The following is a 20247-nucleotide window of genomic DNA, read 5'->3' as shown; positions in this document are numbered from 1 at the left end:
AGGTTACTAGTGTTTGTACTAACACACGCGGTATCAATTGAGTAACAATCCTATTAACCAACAAAAAACAAGTGACGCTATGGCAGCAGATTATGACTTTCGGCGAAAACCGAATGAAAAGGGAGACGGAGAAGTACAGCCTCTGTATCCCCGAATTGTATCCAAAGGAACCATTGACAGCAAACGGTTATTTCGTGAAATAGCCGAAGCCTCTTCTTTCACCGAGGGAGATTTGGCAGGTATCATGGTAGCTTTTCAAGAGAAGGTATCCTATTATTTAAGTGAGGGGTATCATGTGAAACTGGGAGAAATCGGATATTTCTCCTCTAGTTTGAAAGCACGTCCGGTGATGGACAAGAAAGAGATCCGTTCGGTCTCCATCTCTTTCGACAACGTAAATTTCAGAGCTACTCCCTGGTTTCGCCGACGCAGTTCGGGGACGGTCACCCGTGCCAAATTCGGATTTCAAGAATCATCGAACTTGCCGGAAGAGACACGCCGTTCCCGACTGGAAGCCTTTTTAGCAAAGAATCACTTCATCACTCGAAGAGAATACTCTCAGATTACGGGTTTATTGAAGGGAAAAGCACTACGGGAATTGAATCTTCTGGTAGAAAACGGAGTTCTTAACACTCGCGGATATGGGAACCGGGTGGTGTATTTAAAGCCTAATAATCAGTAGATTAAATCAGCAAAAGATACAATAAGGGTGATAATAGAAAAGAGGTTACTATTCTATTATCACCCTATTATCACCATCTATTGTCACCCGTTTTTCATTGATAATGAACCGGTTAGTTCTACAAAGTGACAAGTGACATTAAAAAGTATCATTAAACTCCAGTGTGTGACGCTCAATAACTTCTACCGAATCGAGCCCAAGCATATAGTCACCTTTGGTCGCCTCAATCATAGCTTTTTGTTCTTTCTGAAAGTAGACAGGGGCATCTTTACGTAAAGGTAAAATCTTTAGTTCCACCTTTTTGCCGACGAGATCTGCCATACGGACCCACATCTCCTTTCCATTCCAGAAGTTATCTGCTACAAGCCTGCCGTCAGCATACACACGGGCCACATCACCCCGATAATTTATACGGAGAAAAAGATTATCATAATTATTTATTCCAGATGTATCATAGTTAATAGTGTATACCGCAGCTTTTGCAAAGTCCTCTTCTACAGGTTGCGCAGCCACTGCCTGACGCCCCATGGGGACAACACGGGGAGCATCCGCTTTTTTCACTTCCGTGACTGTGGCGGCAATGACAGGAGACTTTGTCCATACCTCCTCCACGATGCATGAATCACTCTTATACAGAATACCGCCATTCTTGGCATAAAGCAGTTTACCGTCAATTTTATAGGCAGTCTTTGCCTTTTCGTATGAGAGCACACAGACATTGAGCTTGCCCGCCTTCTGCTGCTTGTTAAGTTTACAAGTATAGACCTTGCCGTCAACGGAGATTTGAGGCTTTTTACCCCTGATTTCGATGAAATAGATAAGGCCATCCACTTTGCAGAACGGTTCTACAGTAGTCCAGTCAATGGTTGCACCCTCAGTCCGATAGTCTTTAAAAGTGACATGGGACGTCCCGCTCTCATTCTTGATACGCACATAGTCATTATAGAATTCGAAAGCACCCCGGCGAGCATAATGCCTGCTTAATGAGTCAACATTCATCTGCAAGAGTTCACTGCCCCAGTCTGTCAACATCTGATGGATAAAACGTCCTTCATGAAAGGGAGTCTCGAATACTTGTCCCACTTCGCCAAGAGGAGCCTGAAAATCATAGGTCATATGAGGCAGGTCATTATGATTAGTACCCGGAGAGGATTGCGTTTCTCCCATAGTGTGAAGAGGATTGTATGGATTGGTGCCACCGTGATACATATAGTATCCCGGAAGATTGGAGCCACTACCCAGCTTGCATATAACCAGCGGTTTAAGCTCCTTTCCATTGATATTTATCCGACGATGATACGCCGGCATCATACCACCGCCCAACTCACAAGTAAAATAGGGATATGACAATTTTGAACTGAGAGAGGGGGAATCTTCCGACAATTCCTCTTTAGAGAATGTCTCTGTGGCAATAGCACTACTCATACGTTTGTCTCTCATAATGAAAGCATCGGCATAACTGCCCGGCATATCCTCCAGTTTCCGGTCCCAGAATCCGTCGGCATAGTCACCATAAAGCGGCAACAGCTGCCCGAAAACCTCTTTTCCCCGAAGTGCAGGCCAACCGGTACGTGTATAGAACGGGACATCAAATCCCGCCTTCACAGCAATATTTTTCAATGCCTCCAGATAATCCCAAGGACCGCGACTTTCGTTCTCGATCTGCACGCCGACCACAGGACCGCCATCTTTCCACAAAAGTCCGTTAACCTGAGCAAAAATAGTATTATAAAGCTCCGTACAATCTTCAAGGAATCCGGGAGTACGGGCACGTATCTTATACTTAGGATTCTGCCCGGCTTTCTCATGTACCCATGAAGGAATTCCGCCTTGATACACTTCCCCATGACAGAAAGGACCAAGACGCAACACCAGCATCACATTTTCTTCTGCACAAATCCGGACGAAGCGGCGCAGGTTATGATTGCCGCTCCAGTTCCATTTTCCCTCTTCCGGTTCATGGTGAATCCAGAAGATATATGTAGAAATGATATTGATACCACCGGCCTTCATTTTGCGGATTTCCCGGCGCCATTCCGACTCCGGTACGCGGGAATAGTGAATCTCGCCCATGACGGGAATGATATGCTTGCCGTCAAGGATAAGCCCCTTGCTATCCACCAGAAGAGTTTTGCCTTCGGGTGTTGCAGATGTCCCAAACCGGAAAGTACCTTGTGCTGAAACCATTGACAACGACAGTACAAACATCAATAAAAATGTGATCTTCTTTTTCATGGTAATCTTTCAATTGTTAGTCTTTCAATTATTCAACTACCTTCCGATTCAAACGGAAAGTAGAGAGAACTTTCTTGCCGGAATAAATAGTCACAAGGAAGTTATAGTCCTCACCTTTTTCAAAATCAGCCTTTGTCGCAAAGCGGATGTCAGCTTTTTCATAGGGTTTCAAAGCAGGTACGGCAGCAGAAGCCACTTTGACCATTTTGCCTTCTTTCTTATACTCTATCTTGACCGAAGCCTTTTGTGAGCTAACTTGTCCGAAGTTCTGTACTTCAATATTCCCGTTCCAGCCTTTTTGCGATTCAGAGAATACAGGGGCACGTGCAGAAAGAATCGGTTCCACATAATCAACATACGGCAAACGCGCATATCCGTAAAGCATCTTTCCGTTTTTATATCTGCCTATCAATTTAGGAGCAAATTCTTTCTCTGTAATCCCATTTCCTTTTCCGTCGAAAGTAATGATCAGGTCATTTCCATCATTCTCTGTTTTCAATACTTTACTTCCTCTGCCATAATTCACTTCTTCGGAAGCGCCAAAACGCAAAGAGCTGATATCCATATCGGTTTGTGGATGAAAACCTTCTTCTGCCTGTACTTTCAGCCGGATAGTTTTCGTTCCAGCGGTAATGGGCTTATCATTCAACACTGTCAGCAATAGTCCCGGATTCAATGGAATACTGATATTCTTTGAACTGTGATTATCAAATGGCTTATCTTCATGTTTCAAAGTATCAATGACCGCAAAATTAGCCTGAATAGCACGGCCATACTTATCTTGATACATTTTCAGACGTTCATACTTGAACCAGCCTTCAGAATGTCCGTCCTCGTGTACGGCAACTCCCGGCATGTAGGCCTCTCCCGGATCAGTAACCCAATTGACTCCGTCCTTTGAACGAAGATAAAAGGCAATACGGCCCAACCAGTCATTGACAATCAGATGATACTGGATATGATCGCGCCAGATGACAGGGTCTTCAAACCGTCCTTTCACATCCGGATAAACACGACGGTCTGTCAATTGGTTATATTCCGACAAACCATCCCGGCTGATCCAGATTCCACCGCCACGACAGACCATTACATATGAACTGTCTTCCCGTTGGGCAAACGAAAGATTGGACAATCCTTCGATGATTCTACGATCGCGCGCATTGAAGTCGAATTTTCCATATTCCCATTTTCCGTTGATATCATCCGCAACATAACGGCCGTCGATGACATACAAAACATATCGGCCGTCTTTTGCCTGAAACATCTCCGGATTATGTCCTTTTCCGATGATATTAATCGGTTTGAACGGACCGGTCAGATTATCACTCACGGTATTGAACACCCATGAATTTCTCCACTCCATGTGTCCTTTAGGAGAGGCTTCCAGCCATCCGCAAACCATCAGATGATATTTACCGTCTTCTCCTTTCCGGATATTTCCACCCCAATAGGACCAGATACGGTCTTCAATACCATTATCAACATAACGCGGACGCACATCGGAGGTTCCCCACGTGTCGGATGACAGTTGATTGCCTTTCATCGGCAGAAAACGATCCATAAACCGGGCACCTTTCACCAGTTGACTCCACTCCTTGGGCCGTTCGCGTTCTGTTACTTGAGAGAAAGTGGATTTACTCACAAGTAGCAACATTACCATTAATACTAATTTAAGATTTTTTCCGTACATGTTTTTCTTCTGTTAGTTAGTTTGATAGTTCGTTTGATTAATACTATTAGTATTACGACAAAAGTAAATCAATCCCTCATTAGTGAATGATAACAAACAGGGAAAAAGGCACGTAATGCTTTACGTAAATAATACGAACATTCCCAGAGTCCTAATAGCCCAACCAAACGGTTGATACCAACAACTGAATGCAAAATACTCTTTTATTCATCATAGTAAATAACACTATTTTCTTCCAAACTAATATTGCAGCAGAAAACTCTCGGCAACTTTTAGAAAACGGTCATGTCCTTTACTGTTCAGATGCGCTGTATCAGTATTATTCTTGCTTTTCTGGAAATAGATTCTTCTGAAAGTATCATTATCGGCATAGATGCTTCCTTTTCTTGCGCAATCAAAAATAGGAATACTATAATTGCCGCAGACTTCAATCATTGCATCCACTACTTTTTCCGAGTCACTTCCTTTAAAGTTCTTGCAGTTCCAGCGGGTAAAGAAAAAGATTTTCGCTGTCGGATATTTCTCGACTAAGCCTTTGCACAGAATTTCCATTTTATCCTTGAAGTTATCAATACCTCCGATAGAATCCAGTTTAAATGCATCATTATGTCCGCCAATGACAATGACATAATCGAGGCTATCCGCCATCTCCGCATATCGCAGATACATCGCTTTTCCCCATCGCGGGCTGGAATAAGCTATGCTATTCCCATTCTTTCCATAATTAAAATACTCCATACCGTGCTTCTTTGCAAACTTATAATGCCATGTGTTCTCAAACGGCTCTTTATGATTTCTCACATAGCTGTCACCTATTACTCCGATCCGCTTGCCGTTAAGTTCGTCAGTAAGCGCTATACCAGTCTGTGCTTTCCCATCCAAAACGGACAACGCACAAACGATTAACAATAAAAAGATTTTTAAATGTGTCATCACTTTATGTATTTTTCATTTGCTAGCAAAGATAAGGGCAGTTGTAATGTCAGTACATGTAAATTCATACGTTTTCCTTTAAATTCATACACTTTTCATGCTTTAATCCGGTTTTTTACGCCCCAATTCTCCAAGAAACGGACGATTTTCCATCTTTCTATACTTATTTGCCATTGGAGCAAGTTACGACTTTGCATATCTTTGCCAAGAAAGTTATCCATTTCTACAAAAGACTACAAACGTATGAAAAAACATCTGATTGCCTGGGGCATTTTATCTACCATGTTTATGGCAAATACTTTTGCCCAGAAAGACATCGACCGTCCTATTATGGGATGGAGTTCATGGAACACCTATCATGTAAATATCAGTGAAGAGTTGATAAAACAGCAAGCTGACGCATTAATCAAACACGGACTGAAAGAGGCAGGCTACAACTATATCAATATAGATGACGGCTTCTTCGGGCATCGGGACGAAACGGGGAAAATGCATCCGCATCCCGACCGTTTTCCCAACGGAATGAAAGTGGTTTCAGACTATATCCATTCGCTGGGATTAAAAGCCGGAATTTACTCGGATGCAGGAGACAACACCTGCGGCTCTATCTACGACAACGACGCAAACGGAGTGGGCTCCGGACTATACGGCCATGAACAGCAGGATATGGATTTATATCTTAAAGAATGGAACTATGATTTTATCAAGATCGATTATTGTGGCGGACGCGAACTGGGGCTGGATGAAGAAAAGCGCTACAGCACGATTTGCCAGGCTATTGCCAATACAGGAAGAACGGATGTATCTATCAATATCTGCCGATGGGCTTTTCCCGGCACCTGGGCAAAACGACTGGCACGTTCCTGGCGTATCAGTCCTGATATCCGTCCCAGATGGAATTCAGTAAAAGGTATTATAGAAAAGAACTTATATCTTTCCGCCTATGCTACCGACGGACATTACAACGATATGGATATGCTAGAAATCGGGCGTGGACTGAAACCCAACGAAGAAGAAGTCCATTTTGGAATGTGGTGCATCATGAGTTCTCCCCTGCTGATCGGATGTGACATGAATACGATTCCCGACTTCTCATTGAAGCTACTGAAAAACAAAGAACTGATCGCACTGAATCAGGATGTATTAGGACTTCAGGCACACGTCGTTCAACATGAAAATGAAAGCTATGTACTGGTAAAGGACATCGAACGGAAACGCGGACTGACAAGAGCGGTAGCATTGTATAACCCTTCCGACCAGCCATGTGACTTTATCGTTCCTTTTGAAACCCTTGAACTGGGTGGTAACGTAAAAGTACGAGACTTAATCAAACAGAAGGATCTTGGAAAAATGAAAGAAGAAATACGGCAGACTGTTCAGCCACACAGCGTAATGATATGCAAAATGGAAGCTGAAAAACGACTGGAACCCGTATCTTATGAGGCTGAATGGGCATATCTTCCCTGCTACGACGATCTGGGAAAGAAATCCAAACCAATTGTTTATGTACCTGCCTCCGATTGTTCCGGCAGAATGAAAATATCCCGACTCGGTGGTCGGGAAGAGAACTTTGCCGAATGGAGCGAAGTATACAGCGAAAAGGGAGGTAACTATGAAATGACTATTTTCTACTCTTGCGACAAAAACCGCAAACTGGAAGTTTCTGTCAATGGGACGAAAACGGTCCTTAAAGATTTGAACAGCAACAATGAAGTGAAATCTGTGACGATCCCTGTCAGCTTAAAACAAGGTTACAATACGGTGCGAATGGGAAATAACTTCGGATGGGCACCGGACATCGACCGTTTTACAGTATCCAGACAATAAATTCCTCATAATATCAATTATAGAATGAACAAGAAATTTAGATGCTTACTGACATCTCTGATTTTCACAGCTATGTGGAATGGGGCTACCATACAAGCACAAGCTCCCCATCCCGAACGCATTTATCTTTCGGGAACAGGCATTGACAACACCAAGACCTGGGATTTTTTCTGTTCTGCGGGACAGAATAGTGGCAAATGGAAAAAGATCGAAGTTCCCTGTAACTGGGAACTACAGGGATTCGGAGAATATACATACGGTAGATGGTATACCATAAAAGGACAACACCCCAGTGATGAAACCGGAACTTACCGCTATAAATTCGACGCCCCCAAATCATGGGCAGGGCAACGGGTAAAGATATTCTTTGACGGAGTGATGACTGATGCAGAAATCATGATAAACGGCAAGCCGGCAGGTGAGATGCATCAAGGAGGCTTCTATCGCTTCAATTATGATATTACCGAATTACTCAATCTTGGTAAAAAGAATCAGCTTGAAGTGAAAGTTGCCAAAGAATCAGCCAACAGATCGATCAATGCCGCCGAACGGAAAGCTGACTGGTGGTTGTTTGGCGGTATATACCGTCCTGTATGGTTGGAAGTTCTGCCACAGATACACATGGAACATTTCGTACTAAATGCTGATCATCAAGGAAAATTACAGGCCGCCGTAGATATGGCAGGAGATGCCAAAGGACATGAAATCATCGTATCTGTCCGTTCATTAAAAGACGGGAAAACCGTATATACCTCCAACGGACAAACAACAATCACTCATTCAATCAGTAACTCCGATAAGGAGCAGATGATTAGCGGTGAATGGGCAAGCATCATTCCCTGGTCTACAGAGAATCCCAATCTGTATGTAGCCAAATTGGAATTAAAGAATCCCGAAGGTAAAATCGTACAAACCAGAGAAACACGCATTGGTTTCCGTACCGTAGAGTTCTTTCCCCAGGACGGCGTATATTTGAACGGTACCAAACTAGTGGTCAAAGGAATCAATCGCCACTCATTTTCTGTAGACGGAGGGCGTACCACCAGTGCTGCATTAAGCCGAATGGATGCCCTGCTCATCAAAGAAATGAATATGAATGCTGTACGTTCGCACTACCCGCCCGATGAACATTTTCTTGATATGTGCGACTCACTGGGACTTGTCTACATGGATGAACTGGCAGGCTGGCAAAACGGTTACGACTCCAGAGTCGGAGCAAAACTCGTAAAGGAGATGATTGAACGAGACGTTAACCACCCCTGCATCATTCTTTGGAGTAACGGAAACGAAGGCGGCTGGAATACGCAAACCGATCCTTTATTTGCCCAATATGACAGATTACAGAAACGCCACATGGTACACCCCTGGGCTGACTTTAACGACTTGGATACACATCATTATCCTACTTATCTGACAGGCGTAGCACGTTTCACCAATGGTTATAAAGTATTCATGCCGACCGAATTTATGCACGCCATGTACGATCAGGGAGGAGGAGCCGGCCTGCGCGACTTTTGGGATCGCTGGTGTACCAATCCCTTGTTTGCAGGAGGGTTCATCTGGGTATATTGCGATGAGGCTCCCAAACGCAGTGATAAAGGAGGAATACTCGACTCTGACAAGTCCAATGCACCCGACGGAGTAGTAGGACCACGTCGAGAGAAAGAAGGAAGCTATTATGCCATCCGTGCACAATGGTCGCCTATCCAGTTGAAACCTCTTCTCATTACTAACCACTTCGACGGCCGTTTCCTCCTGACCAATGAATATACTTTTACCAATCTGAAAGATTGTCGTATGACTTATAAGGTTTTATCATGCGGCACTCCTCTCCAGGGAAACGCAGAAGCAGGAAAGGTGATTGCCGAAGGAAAAGTCCAACTTCCATCCATCAATCCGGGAGAAACAGGCACTGCCCGTTTTGAACTGCCCGATTCATTCCGGAAAGGGGATGTGCTCGAACTGGAGGCTTTTGATAGAGAAGGAAAAAGTATCTGTAACTGGACTTATCCGATTCATCTGGCAAAACAATATTTTGAACGTAACCTGGCGCAAACGACACTCACTCCTGCCCCTCAAAAAGCAGAAGCCCGACAAACGTCTGACGCCATCGAACTAAAAAGCAGCAAAGTCAGCATAACCTTCGATGCGGCGACCGGTATGATCCGTCACATTAAATCCGGTGAGACTGAGGTTCCATTCAAAGATGGTCCGGTAGCAATAGGTATGAAGATGCGATATGAACCTTCGCTCAGCTATACTCGTCATTCCTCCGACGGCGCCATTTATTGTGCCAAATATAAAGGTGCGGCAGATTCCATTGTCTGGCGTCTGACAAACGAAGGTTTGCTCTATATGGATGCAATCTTATTAAATCGCGGTTCCGGTGGCGGTGGCTTCGACGATGCTTTCATGGATGCACAGGTTTTCAATCTCGGACTTAGCTTCTCTTATCCGGAACAAAACTGTTCGGGTATGAAATGGATGGGACGCGGGCCATACAGGGTATGGAAAAACCGAATACCAGGAACGAACTACGGTATCTGGCACAAAGATTATAACAACACCATTACCGGAGAAAGTTTTGAGAATCTGATATATCCGGAGTTCAAGGGCTACCATGCCAACCTCTATTGGGCTACACTGGAGGGCGAGAAGACTTCATTTACCGTTTATTCGCGTAATGACGGTACTTTCTTCCGGGTATTCACTCCAGAAGAACCGGCAGGACGGATAAAAGATACCATGCCTGCATTCCCTGAAGGTGATCTTTCATTCTTGCTCGATATTCCGGCTATCTGCTCGTTCAAGCCGATCGAGCAACAAGGTCCTAACAGTCAACCGGGAAATATCCGAATCAAATCGGGAGATGAAGGGCTACATCTGAATCTGATGTTTGACTTCCGGTAAACAATTAATGTACGCTATATATAGCTGACAAAAAAATGTAATATAAATTCCCCGAATCAAGTTTCAAAAATTACCTAATTAATGAAGAAACTTAATTCGGGGAATTTATATTCTCTATTTACTTTTAATCTTTCTGTGAATAAGTTACATTCTTTTCTACCACATTTTCAACATTACTTACTTTCTTCACAAACTTCTTAACCGAACCGACCTTTACATCCTTTATCCGCACATTTTTCACAGGAAGTTCAGCATTTCCTTTCAGTTCATATACAGCGTCTGCCGATTCACAAGTTACTTTATCCATATAGATGCCATCGATACGAGTGATTCGCTTTTCATAAGTCGGGACTAAGTCCTTCCACTGATAAAGCACCTCCGTATCTATTTCAAGTACCCGCTGGGCTGTTCCGGATGCTACATTTTTCATATAGATATTCTCAATAAATCCTCCCCTACGATGATTTGTCTTCACAAAGAAAAGACGCATCACAGAATTGGGTGCTGTACAGTCATGCATATAGATATTCCGTATACCACCGGAGATCTCACTGCCGATGCCCAGTAAGGTATGTCCTTTCAATATCCGGCAGTTACGGATAACTATATTCTCGCAAGGTGTATTCAACCTCCATGCGTCCTGATTACGACCGGCTTTGATTACAACAGCATCGTCTCCCTGGTCAAAAGAACAGTCTTCGACCAGAAAGTTACGACTCATTTCAAAGTCAATACCATCATTATTGTGTCCATGTGCCCGCACATCCAAATTACGGACGATCCCTCCGTCACACATATAGAGGTGAATGGTCCAAAACGGACTCTCACGTATTTTAAATCCATCCAGCATCACATTCTTACAGCGATTGAAATGTATCAAATGCGGACGCAAATGATTTTCACCGATAGCCATCTGGCGTTCTATAACAGGTACATTGGTCGAAGCTTTGGTATACAATTCCTTCAAAGCTTGCAGATGGGGTGCAGGACGTTTAAACCATACTTTCCATGTTCCCATCTTCGGCTGTAATGTACCTTTACCGCTGATTGCCACATTTTCACATTCAAATGCATACAGTAGCGGTGAGTAATTATAGCACTCCAATCCCTCCCATGAGGTCATTACCGCCGGTAGATAGTCTTCCGGATTATCTGTAAAACTCAATACAGCATCTTCTTCTAAACAGAGGTTTATATTGCTTTTAAAGTGTACGGGTCCCGTCAGCCAAATGCCTGCCGGAACAACCACACGTCCACCGCCCGCTTTATTACATGCGTCAATAGCAGCAGCGATCGCTTTGGTATTATCAACTTCTCCACCCGGCACAGCACCAAAATCCGTAATCTTAAAATCCCGGTCCGGATAAATAAAGACTTTAATCGGTTGCATCGGAAAAGGAGCTTTTACTTTGACAGTTTTATAATTACCGCCCGCCATTACCGTAGCAACAGACAATAGCCCGAAACACATACATACCATCCATTTTAAAAAGTTCTGTTTCATTATCATCTCATATTAAAATTTGTCCAATCAATTTTATTTTTGAATTTTCAGTGTCACCTTAATCATACCGCCATACGGGTCGAAATCGAAAAGAACTTTATCGTCAGTGATCTGTACCGGCAATCTTCTTTTTCCTTGTTTCACAGTCACTTTCTTTATTTCCTTACCGGTAATCACCATTGTCAACGGTTCAACGAACAGTTCCTGATCCAACTTAAGTTCCGGAGTAATCAACAAGGTATTCTTTTTATTCACAACTTCCAGTTTAGTTTCCTCCCTTTCCTTGATATAAGAAACCACTTCACGGAATGTTCCTACCCATATTTCATTCTCTCTCGCTTTTACTTGATCCAGATGATCCCACAAACGTTGAGGATTGCGGAAAGCATCATAGCCATAGGTTAAACCATGTGTCATTCCTACTCCCCAGTCATTGGTTTCAATCAAGGTATTCACCCATTTTTCCAAATCCTTCAGAGTCGATTTACTCCCAATCGAACGCTGGTGAGTTCTCGTCCCCACACGATTCTGTACGGCAATTCTCCGTCCTTCCGCTTTTTTATTATTATTGGGATAGCAGAAAGTACGGGGCATTACACCTGTATTTGCAAAGATAGCACTATCATTCTTAAAAATATCCTCTTTTATCTCTTCGATAGGAAAACGTGCGAAGTTTTTATGCGCCCAGCCATGATTGGATATCTCATGCCCATTATCAGCCATTTCCTTAAGTTGAGGCCAAGTCATTCTTGTAGTGTCGGTAATGTTCTCGTTATCCTTATTTATATTAGAACCACAGACCCAGAATGTTCCCCGAAAACCTCTCTTTTCCAGTTGGGGAACAAGAAGTGTATAGTGTTCTGCCAGGCCATCGTCAAAAGTATAGCTGATAGCACAAGCTTTATCCTGTTTATATCTGGCTATTTGCACATTCCAGTCTGCTCCCGACAAATAGCCAATACTGATTAATAAACTTAAGATAAAGAGTGAAAATGTCTTCATCATTCTGTCGTTTTATTGGTTTATCTTCACATTATTCATCGTAAATGAATCTATTACACTCTGATCCACTTTTCCTTTCTTAGCCCGCACTGTGAGATTCTCAAAACAGAAATCAGACAACTTATATTGATCAGACTTCTTAACATTAAAGAATACATTACAATCAATGTCTATATTACGCATCGTAATGTTATTAGAATAAGAAAGGGGAGTATCTTTACGATCTTTCAAATCGTAAAACTGCGTCCAAGGAGCTATATTCAGACAATTCTGTACATTCCCTGTTATATCCTCTACCAGAATATACTCATATTTTTGCGGTGTATCCGAGCGCATCTTTAGAGTTAGAAGAGCACGTGCTCTATCTACCTTACAACGGCGGACAATCACATTCCGGCTAAGGATAGACTCACTACCACAAGTAAAGGCGCTATGACAGAATCCGTAGGTACAGTCTTCAATAATAATATCATAGTTTTCTCCATTATTGGCATCTTTATCTGCCCAAGGTCCTTTTCCCCCTTTCAGCGCTACCGCATCATCATTGACAGACATATAACAATTCTTTATCAGCACATTATTACAAACATCAAGGTCCACTGCATCCGTACTAGGAGCTTTTACGGGACTGGCAGGTGAAGTAATGCGAAGATTCAACAACTTCAAAAAACTGCATTTATAGAAATGAGTGCTCCAGAAAGGAGAATTCATAATTCTGATTCCCTCAATCTGAGTATTCTTACAGTTGGACAAATAAATAATGCGAGGACGCATTTCTTCCATATTGGTGCAATCCGGATTTATAGAACGCCGTAACCAAAATGACTTCCAGTACCGAAGCCCGTTTCCATTCAATGTTCCCTTTCCGGAAATTGTAAATCCATCCAGTCCGTCTGCATTTACCAAAGCCATGAAGTATTTTAAAGTCTGTCCCTCCATACGGGTCATTTTCACCGGAAAATGACTAATATCATCGCTTCCCTTTAATACTGCATCTTCTTCCAGATGTAAATGAGTATTGTTTTTAAAGAAAAGTGATCCGCTTAAGAAAGTACCTTTGGGAATAACTATAACTCCACCCCCATTCCGGGCAGCCAGATCAATTACTTCCTGTATCTTCTTTGTCTGCACCACCGTACTGTCGTTCGCTACTCCATAATCGGTTATGCTATATTTCTTTCCTAAAGCATTCACATTCACTTCCTTGTTTTCCCTGAACCATTCAGGGATTGCCTTGCCATCAGGAAAAACCTCCTGAGCCACCATTTGTGTACAACACAAAATCAATACTAATCCTACAATTTGTTTCATCACCTATTTATCTTTTTACACTTATCTATTATTAATCAATACCTTACATTGAAAACACCAGTACTCCTGCGGTTGGGATCTCTTCAGTTCCTACCAGCACCTTACTTCCCTCCGGTATGTCGAATGTATAAGAACGATCTGAATAATTCAGTACAATCCCCAGCCCGTTCCGGTATTCCACCGTTATTCCATAAGGCAAATCCATCACAGGAATCTGTAGCTGTGCATATAATTTCTTTAAGATATCCTTTTCCAACGCACCATTGTGGCTGTCAACTCCGACATATGTAACAGTGCCTTTACCCAGTTTTCGGAACGTGACAGCAGGACCACCTTCATAGAATTCATTGGCATACGTCGCCCAAACCTGCGAATCAGATGCGGGAATCAGTATTTCTCCCCATGTATTCCACTCATATTGCTTTCCATTCATGACAACAGTACCCGGATCTTCCGGTAACAGCAGATCATAAAAGTTCATTTCATTTCCCGTCAGAGGTGTGATCATAGAACCGAAAGGAGCTTCCGGCAAACGGCCATAACGGTCTTTCTGTGCTGTACGGCAGGTCAACACAAGATTACCACCATTTTTCACATAGGCAATCCATTTATTTACTAATTCCTTATCAGCCAGTTGGTAAGCAGGAGCTATCACCACAGGATACTCCGTCAACTCCTTCTGTTCGGAGACAAAATCAACGGGAGCACCAAATGACTTCAAAGTCCGGTAATACTTCTCTATATGTGCAAAAGTATCCCATGTACGGTTCTGTTTCTGCCGCTCGATGCTCCAGGAATTCTCGTGGTTGAAAAGGATAGCGGTACGACGTGCCAGATAGTCGGCAGGCTTCGTTTCGCGCGGAGCATAATGTTTCCGGAGTTCTCTTATCTCTTTTATAAAGGTTTCATATTCCCTTCCGCCGGGAGTGACGGTTACGCCGTCCGTTCCTACTATCCCATAATGATACTGCTCTGTGCCGTACAGCGGCTGGCGATAGCGATACGTACAGATAAAATCGCTTCCACCGGCAAATACACTCCACATCCACAGACGGACAGCTCCCGGAAGCGGTTGCGGATTAATGCTCCCCCAATTCACTTGTCCCGGTTGCAACTCCATCACGCCATACGTACCCTGTATAGGACGGAAGAAGTCATTCGCCCATGCAATACGCAACGGATTTCCTACCCGATATCCACGGCGTCCGATACCTTCGTTATCGCCATACACCATATAGCGTGTATAACTCTGGAAATCGAGTGCAGGACTACCGCCGATATGTCCTTCATCATAGTTGGGGATATAGTTGGTAGTAATCCACTGGTTCTTTGCATATTTTCTGATCAGCAGACATTGTTCATTCAGAAAATCATTGGTCTGCGCAGCGGCAAAACGACGATAATCCAGAATCTGATGATGATTCATAAACATCTGGACACGCTTAGGAAGAGTGATTTCATCAAAAGACGAATAAGCCTCACTCCAGAAAGCGGTTCCCCACGCGTCGTTCAGCAACTGAATGTTGTGATTGTATTTTGCACGGAGATAATCACGGAAAGCCTGTTCCGCTTTCGGATTATAGTCGAACTGTACGGCAGGTTCATTGTCGAGTTGCCATCCGACAATACGGGAATCATTGCCATAATGCTGTGCCAGTTTCTCGATCATCTTATACGATAATTCCCGATAGAGCGGCGAAGCAAATGAGGCATGCTGGCGGGCACCGTGATCGAGAACCGTACCATCTTCATTCTTCAACAGGATTTCGGGATACTTCCGGCTCATCCACACCGGGGGTGTGGCAGTCGAAGTACACATAATGACTTTCAGATCATATTTGGCAGCAAGAGCTACTGCTTTATCCAGCCAGGCAAAATCGTATCGTCCTTCTTCCGGCTCCAGCTGCGCCCATGCAAACTCCGCAAAGTGAGTAAACTCAAATCCCAGTTCATGCATCCTCTTGAAATCACGTTCCCACTGACTTTCATCCCAGTGTTCGGGATAATAATAAACTCCTGTCAATGTCAGTTCCTTATCGTTGAACCAGGAAGAAGTTTGTGCTTTTACAGATTGATGCTTCCGGTCATCTACCAGAGACTCTACGACGGAAGCATCTACCGCAAAGGCAGTCCCGTGGCGGATTCCCTTCGGAAACGAAACCTGATCGGATACATCTTCCCACGTTTCACCATGATCCAGCGAACGGACAGCTCCGTAACGATGATCACGATACTTATCAAAATACACATAAAGCGCATCACCCACAAAAAGAGGTGCCGGTCCTTCCGCCCAATATTTTCCCGTAATCGGGGCGGATACCTTTGTCGGAAAACCTTTGGCAATATTCTTCGTGCGTGTCACACGCAGGTTTTTCTCCGGAGGATTGGAGTTCTCGTTCTTGACGATCATGATCAGATCCCCCTGTGTCGGATCTTTCACGATAGCCGCGTCGATCACACTGAAATCGGGATTGAAAAACATCTTCGTCTTTGAGAAAGTACGAAAATCCTTCGTTGTGACATAGTACATACGATGGTTCAGTCCTTTTTCGCTTTCGCTGGTAGGCACTTCCTTGTGGCGCCCGGGGATGGTGGTCGCCCAAAAAATGTAATATGTTTCCGAAGGCTCGTCATAAAAGAGTTCCGGCGCCCAACAATTATGAGCTTCCGGCTCGTGCATCATCACGGGAATAGCCTGTTGCTCACTCCAATGAATCAAATCACGGGAAGAAGCATATCCGATGATCCGGTCCGTCCAACTGGAAGTCCAGACCATGTGAAATGTTCCGTCGGGAGCTTGGCATATACTGGGATCACGCATCAATTTATCTTTACCGACAGACGGAGCCAAAAAAGAGCGTCCGCCGTTCAAAGGAGTCCAGTTCAGCCCATCATAACTGTAGGCAAGATGCAGACCGTCCTTGCTGTCATTGATAAAATAAGAAAAGAGATAAGCAGTCTCACCTGCAAAGATTGTCATTACCGACCAAAGAGTTAAAGCCATCCAGGCAAATACTTTTTTCATGGTTCACTTTAAGATTAAAAAGTTTACTTCGCAAAGATATGGTATCCCCCAGAATTTCAGAAATGAATGATGATGGAGATATTATCATATTCATGTAGTTTCGTACACCAACCGCCATAAAAGCCGTTTTTGATACAATATTCTATGTATCTGTACATCTTTCTATTTTATAGATTACTCAAAAGCTCTACTTTAGCAGCAGATTTTTAAACGTAGTGGAAAACATATCAATTCTACATATCATGAAACAACTTTTAGTAAGTATTGCCATTGTATTCGCCTCTGTACTGACCGCAACAGGGCAAAACCATTCTTTCAGCCTATCCGGAAAATGGGATTTCCAGATAGACCGGGAAGATGCGGGGATAAAAGAACAATGGTTCAATAAATCGCTCGACGAGTCTATCAACTTACCCGGTTCCATGCCCGAAAAGCTGAAAGGGGACAATGTTACTGCACGTACCCAATGGACAGGAAGTTTATATGACAGTTCTTACTATTTCAATCCTTACATGGAGAAATACCGGATAGAAGGGCAAGTCAAATTACCTTTCTTCCTGACTCCCGACAAGCACTATGTAGGTGTCGCCTGGTATCAAAAGAAAGTGACAATCCCATCCGACTGGAAAGGGGAAAGGATTCTCCTTTTTCTGGAACGCCCGCATATTGAAACGACCGTATGGGTAAACACGAAAGAAATCGGTATGCAAAACAGCCTTTGTGTTCCTCATGTATATGACCTGACCTCGGCCGTCACTTCCGGCAAGCCGTGCCGGATCACTATTCGGGTTGACAACCGGATTAAAGAGATCAATGTCGGTCCGGATTCACATAGCATCACCGACCAGACACAGGGCAACTGGAACGGAATCGTAGGTAAAATCGAACTGCAGACGACTCCCAAAGTCTATTTCGACGATATACAGGTATATCCTGATCTGAGCCATGGGAAAGCGCTGGTACGCATGAATGTAAAATCCTCTTCTTCTGCCAAAGGAGAAATAACACTTTCTGCCGAAAGCTTTAATACGGATACCCGCCACAACGTCCTCCCTGTTCAACAGACCTTCCGTATTCAGGCAGGAGATAACCGGGTAGAAATGGAACTACCGATGGGAAAAGACTTCCTGACATGGGATGAGTTCAATCCGGCACTCTACAAACTGACAGCCACGCTGAACAGCGGCAAGCAGTCCGAAAAGAAACAGGTACAGTTCGGTATGCGTGATTTCAAGATAGAAGGCAAATGGTTCTACGTCAACGGACGCAAGACAATGCTCCGGGGTACAGTGGAAAACTGCGATTTCCCGCTTACAGGTTATGCACCGATGGACGTAGCTTCCTGGGAACGGGTCTTCCGCATCTGCCGCAACTACGGATTAAACCATATGCGTTTCCACTCTTTCTGTCCACCGGAAGCAGCCTTCATCGCTGCCGATCTCGTTGGTTTTTATCTGCAACCCGAAGGTCCCAGCTGGCCTAATCACGGTCCGAGACTGGGCAACGGGCAGCCGATTGACAAATATCTGATGGACGAAACCATCGCTCTGACCAAAGAATACGGCAATTACGCCTCTTACTGCATGCTGGCTTGCGGCAACGAACCTTCGGGCCGCTGGGTACCTTGGGTAAGCAAATTCGTTGATTACTGGAAAGCGACCGACCCCCGCCATGTATATACAGGAGCTTCCGTAGGAGGCAGCTGGCAATGGCAGCCCCACAATCAATATCATGTGAAAGCCGGTGCACGCGGACTTAGCTGGGCAGGCTCGCAACCGGAAAGCATGTCCGACTACCGCGCCAAGATCGATTCCGTGAAGCAACCGTACGTCTCTCATGAGACGGGACAATGGTGTGCATTCCCGAATTTCAGCGAGATACGCAAATACACCGGAGTAAACAAGGCCAAGAACTTTGAAATCTTCCGTGATATTCTGAATGATAATCACATGGGCAGCATGGGGCACGACTTTATGATGGCTTCGGGCAAACTTCAGGCAATCTGCTACAAACACGAAATCGAAAAGACATTACGTACACCCGACTATGCAGGATTCCAGTTGCTGGCACTGAACGACTATTCCGGTCAGGGAACTGCATTAGTAGGTCTTCTGGATGTCTTCTTTGAAGAAAAAGGCTATATCAACGCAGATGAGTTCAGACGTTTCTGTAGCCCGACCGTCCCGCTGGCACGTATTCCTAAATTCGTATATACCAACGACGAGACTTTCCATGCCGACATCGAAGTTTCCCATTTCGGAGCAGCCCCTCTGCAGGGAGCCAAAACGGTATACAGCATCAAGGATGAATATGGCAAAGTATACGCTCACGGCACTGTAGGCACTCAGAATATACCAGTCGGAAATCTTTGTCCGCTGGGAAGTGTAGACATGAAGCTAAGCGGAATCACTAGACCGCAGAAGCTGAATATGGAAATTCGTATCGAAGGCAGCGATGCCGTCAATGACTGGGACTTCTGGGTATATCCCGCACAGGTAGAACTGGCTCAGGGCAATGTTTACACCACCGATACACTGGACGCAAAGGCAATCTCCATCCTGCAAGAAGGAGGAAACGTACTGATCACGGCAGCCGGAAAAATCCAGTATGGCAAGGAAGTGAAACAATACTTCACTCCTGTCTTCTGGAATACTTCCTGGTTCAAGATGCGTCCGCCTCACACCACAGGCATCTTCCTCAATGAATATCATCCGCTTTTCCGTGAATTCCCGACCGAATATCACAGCAACCTGCAATGGTGGGAACTGCTGAACAAAGCACAGGTTATGCAGTTCACCGGTTTCCCGGCCGAATTCCAACCGACCATCCAGAGCATAGACACCTGGTTTATCAACCGGAAAATCGGAATGTTGTTCGAAGCCAACGTACTGAACGGCAAATTGATGATGACCAGCATGGACATCACTTCGAAACCGGAAAAACGGGTCGTTGCCCGCCAGATGCATAAAGCCATCCTTGACTATATGAACTCCGATGCTTTCCGCCCGACAGCGAATATCGCTCCGGAACTGATTCAGGAACTATTCACCAAAGTGGCGGGAGACGTGAAATCCTATACCAAAGATTCACCCGACGAACTAAAACCGAAAATTAATTAAACTTATTAA

General features: G+C 44.2%; 11 protein-coding genes and 1 pseudogene. 4 read left to right on the top strand and 8 right to left on the bottom strand.

The features are described 5' to 3' along the window. The first annotated feature begins 79 nt into the window (after positions 1–79). Positions 80–682, top strand: a complete 603-nt coding sequence (locus BT_RS20995) for an HU family DNA-binding protein (RefSeq protein ID WP_011109146.1) — start codon at positions 80–82, stop codon at positions 680–682. A gap of 138 nt (positions 683–820) precedes the next feature. On the opposite strand, the gene BT_RS20990 is transcribed toward BT_RS20995, so the two are convergent. The 3 genes from BT_RS20990 to BT_RS20980 form a co-directional block, all read right to left on the bottom strand. After that, entirely contained in the window at positions 821–2917 is a 2097-nt protein-coding gene (locus tag BT_RS20990) for an exo-beta-1,4-galactosidase (RefSeq protein WP_011109145.1), read from the bottom strand. Between the two features lie 28 nt (positions 2918–2945). Next, positions 2946–4607, bottom strand: a complete 1662-nt coding sequence (locus BT_RS20985) for a glycoside hydrolase family protein (RefSeq protein ID WP_008764376.1) — start codon at positions 4605–4607, stop codon at positions 2946–2948. Between the two features lie 240 nt (positions 4608–4847). Continuing rightward, the gene (locus BT_RS20980; RefSeq protein WP_008764375.1) at positions 4848–5540 is read right to left on the bottom strand and encodes an SGNH/GDSL hydrolase family protein; all 693 of its coding nucleotides are present in this window, start codon (positions 5538–5540) and stop codon (positions 4848–4850) included. A gap of 243 nt (positions 5541–5783) precedes the next feature. On the opposite strand from BT_RS20980, the gene BT_RS20975 reads away from it, so the two are divergent. Then, positions 5784–7367, top strand: a complete 1584-nt coding sequence (locus BT_RS20975; protein ID WP_055229316.1) for an alpha-galactosidase — start codon at positions 5784–5786, stop codon at positions 7365–7367. A gap of 24 nt (positions 7368–7391) precedes the next feature. Next, positions 7392–10277, top strand: coding sequence for an exo-beta-1,4-galactosidase (locus BT_RS20970; RefSeq protein ID WP_011109142.1), 2886 nt, complete (start codon positions 7392–7394; stop codon positions 10275–10277). 124 nt (positions 10278–10401) lie between these two features. Here BT_RS20970 and BT_RS20965 read toward each other — a convergent pair whose 3' ends face one another. From BT_RS20965 to BT_RS25050, 5 genes and pseudogenes are all read right to left on the bottom strand, one after another. Beyond that, a complete protein-coding gene (locus BT_RS20965) occupies positions 10402–11781 on the bottom strand; it encodes an alpha-d-galacturonidase (protein WP_162303131.1) in 1380 nt (459 codons plus the stop codon). A gap of 33 nt (positions 11782–11814) precedes the next feature. After that, positions 11815–12783 carry a polysaccharide deacetylase family protein gene (locus tag BT_RS20960; protein WP_011109140.1) on the bottom strand — a complete coding sequence of 323 codons (969 nt, stop codon included), beginning with the start codon at positions 12781–12783 and terminating at the stop codon, positions 11815–11817. A 12-nt stretch (positions 12784–12795) separates the two neighbouring features. Next, positions 12796–14094, bottom strand: a complete 1299-nt coding sequence (locus tag BT_RS20955) for a rhamnogalacturonidase (RefSeq protein ID WP_011109139.1) — start codon at positions 14092–14094, stop codon at positions 12796–12798. A 43-nt stretch (positions 14095–14137) separates the two neighbouring features. Continuing rightward, positions 14138–16504 (bottom strand): beta-galactosidase, encoded by a 2367-nt coding sequence (locus BT_RS20950; protein ID WP_162303174.1) that lies wholly within the window; start codon positions 16502–16504, stop codon positions 14138–14140. A 342-nt stretch (positions 16505–16846) separates the two neighbouring features. Next, positions 16847–17074: pseudogene (locus BT_RS25050) on the bottom strand (glycosyl hydrolase); the annotation flags it as partial. Positions 17075–17361: 287 nt separating this feature from the next. On the opposite strand from BT_RS25050, the gene BT_RS20945 reads away from it, so the two are divergent. After that, a complete protein-coding gene (locus tag BT_RS20945; protein WP_011109137.1) occupies positions 17362–20238 on the top strand; it encodes an exo-beta-1,4-galactosidase in 2877 nt (958 codons plus the stop codon). Positions 20239–20247: the final 9 nt, after the last annotated feature.

Source organism: Bacteroides thetaiotaomicron VPI-5482 (assembly GCF_000011065.1).
GTDB classification, from domain to species: domain Bacteria; phylum Bacteroidota; class Bacteroidia; order Bacteroidales; family Bacteroidaceae; genus Bacteroides; species Bacteroides thetaiotaomicron.
Note: the sequence above shows the minus strand (reverse complement) of the source record. Positions and strands in the feature narration are given on the sequence as shown.

What these genes read in the sequence shown, in the direction of transcription:
- BT_RS20990 (WP_011109145.1), bottom strand. Translation starts at nt 2,917, where the DNA reads ATGAAAAAGAAGATCACATTTTTATTGATGTTTGTACTGTCGTTGTCA.
- BT_RS20960 (WP_011109140.1), bottom strand. Translation starts at nt 12,783, where the DNA reads ATGAAGACATTTTCACTCTTTATCTTAAGTTTATTAATCAGTATTGGC.
- BT_RS20985 (WP_008764376.1), bottom strand. Translation starts at nt 4,607, where the DNA reads ATGTACGGAAAAAATCTTAAATTAGTATTAATGGTAATGTTGCTACTT.
- BT_RS20945 (WP_011109137.1), top strand. Translation starts at nt 17,362, where the DNA reads ATGAAACAACTTTTAGTAAGTATTGCCATTGTATTCGCCTCTGTACTG.
- BT_RS20980 (WP_008764375.1), bottom strand. Translation starts at nt 5,540, where the DNA reads ATGACACATTTAAAAATCTTTTTATTGTTAATCGTTTGTGCGTTGTCC.
- BT_RS20975 (WP_055229316.1), top strand. Translation starts at nt 5,784, where the DNA reads ATGAAAAAACATCTGATTGCCTGGGGCATTTTATCTACCATGTTTATG.
- BT_RS20955 (WP_011109139.1), bottom strand. Translation starts at nt 14,094, where the DNA reads ATGAAACAAATTGTAGGATTAGTATTGATTTTGTGTTGTACACAAATG.
- BT_RS20995 (WP_011109146.1), top strand. Translation starts at nt 80, where the DNA reads ATGGCAGCAGATTATGACTTTCGGCGAAAACCGAATGAAAAGGGAGAC.
- BT_RS20965 (WP_162303131.1), bottom strand. Translation starts at nt 11,781, where the DNA reads ATGAAACAGAACTTTTTAAAATGGATGGTATGTATGTGTTTCGGGCTA.
- BT_RS20970 (WP_011109142.1), top strand. Translation starts at nt 7,392, where the DNA reads ATGAACAAGAAATTTAGATGCTTACTGACATCTCTGATTTTCACAGCT.
- BT_RS20950 (WP_162303174.1), bottom strand. Translation starts at nt 16,504, where the DNA reads ATGATCGTCAAGAACGAGAACTCCAATCCTCCGGAGAAAAACCTGCGT.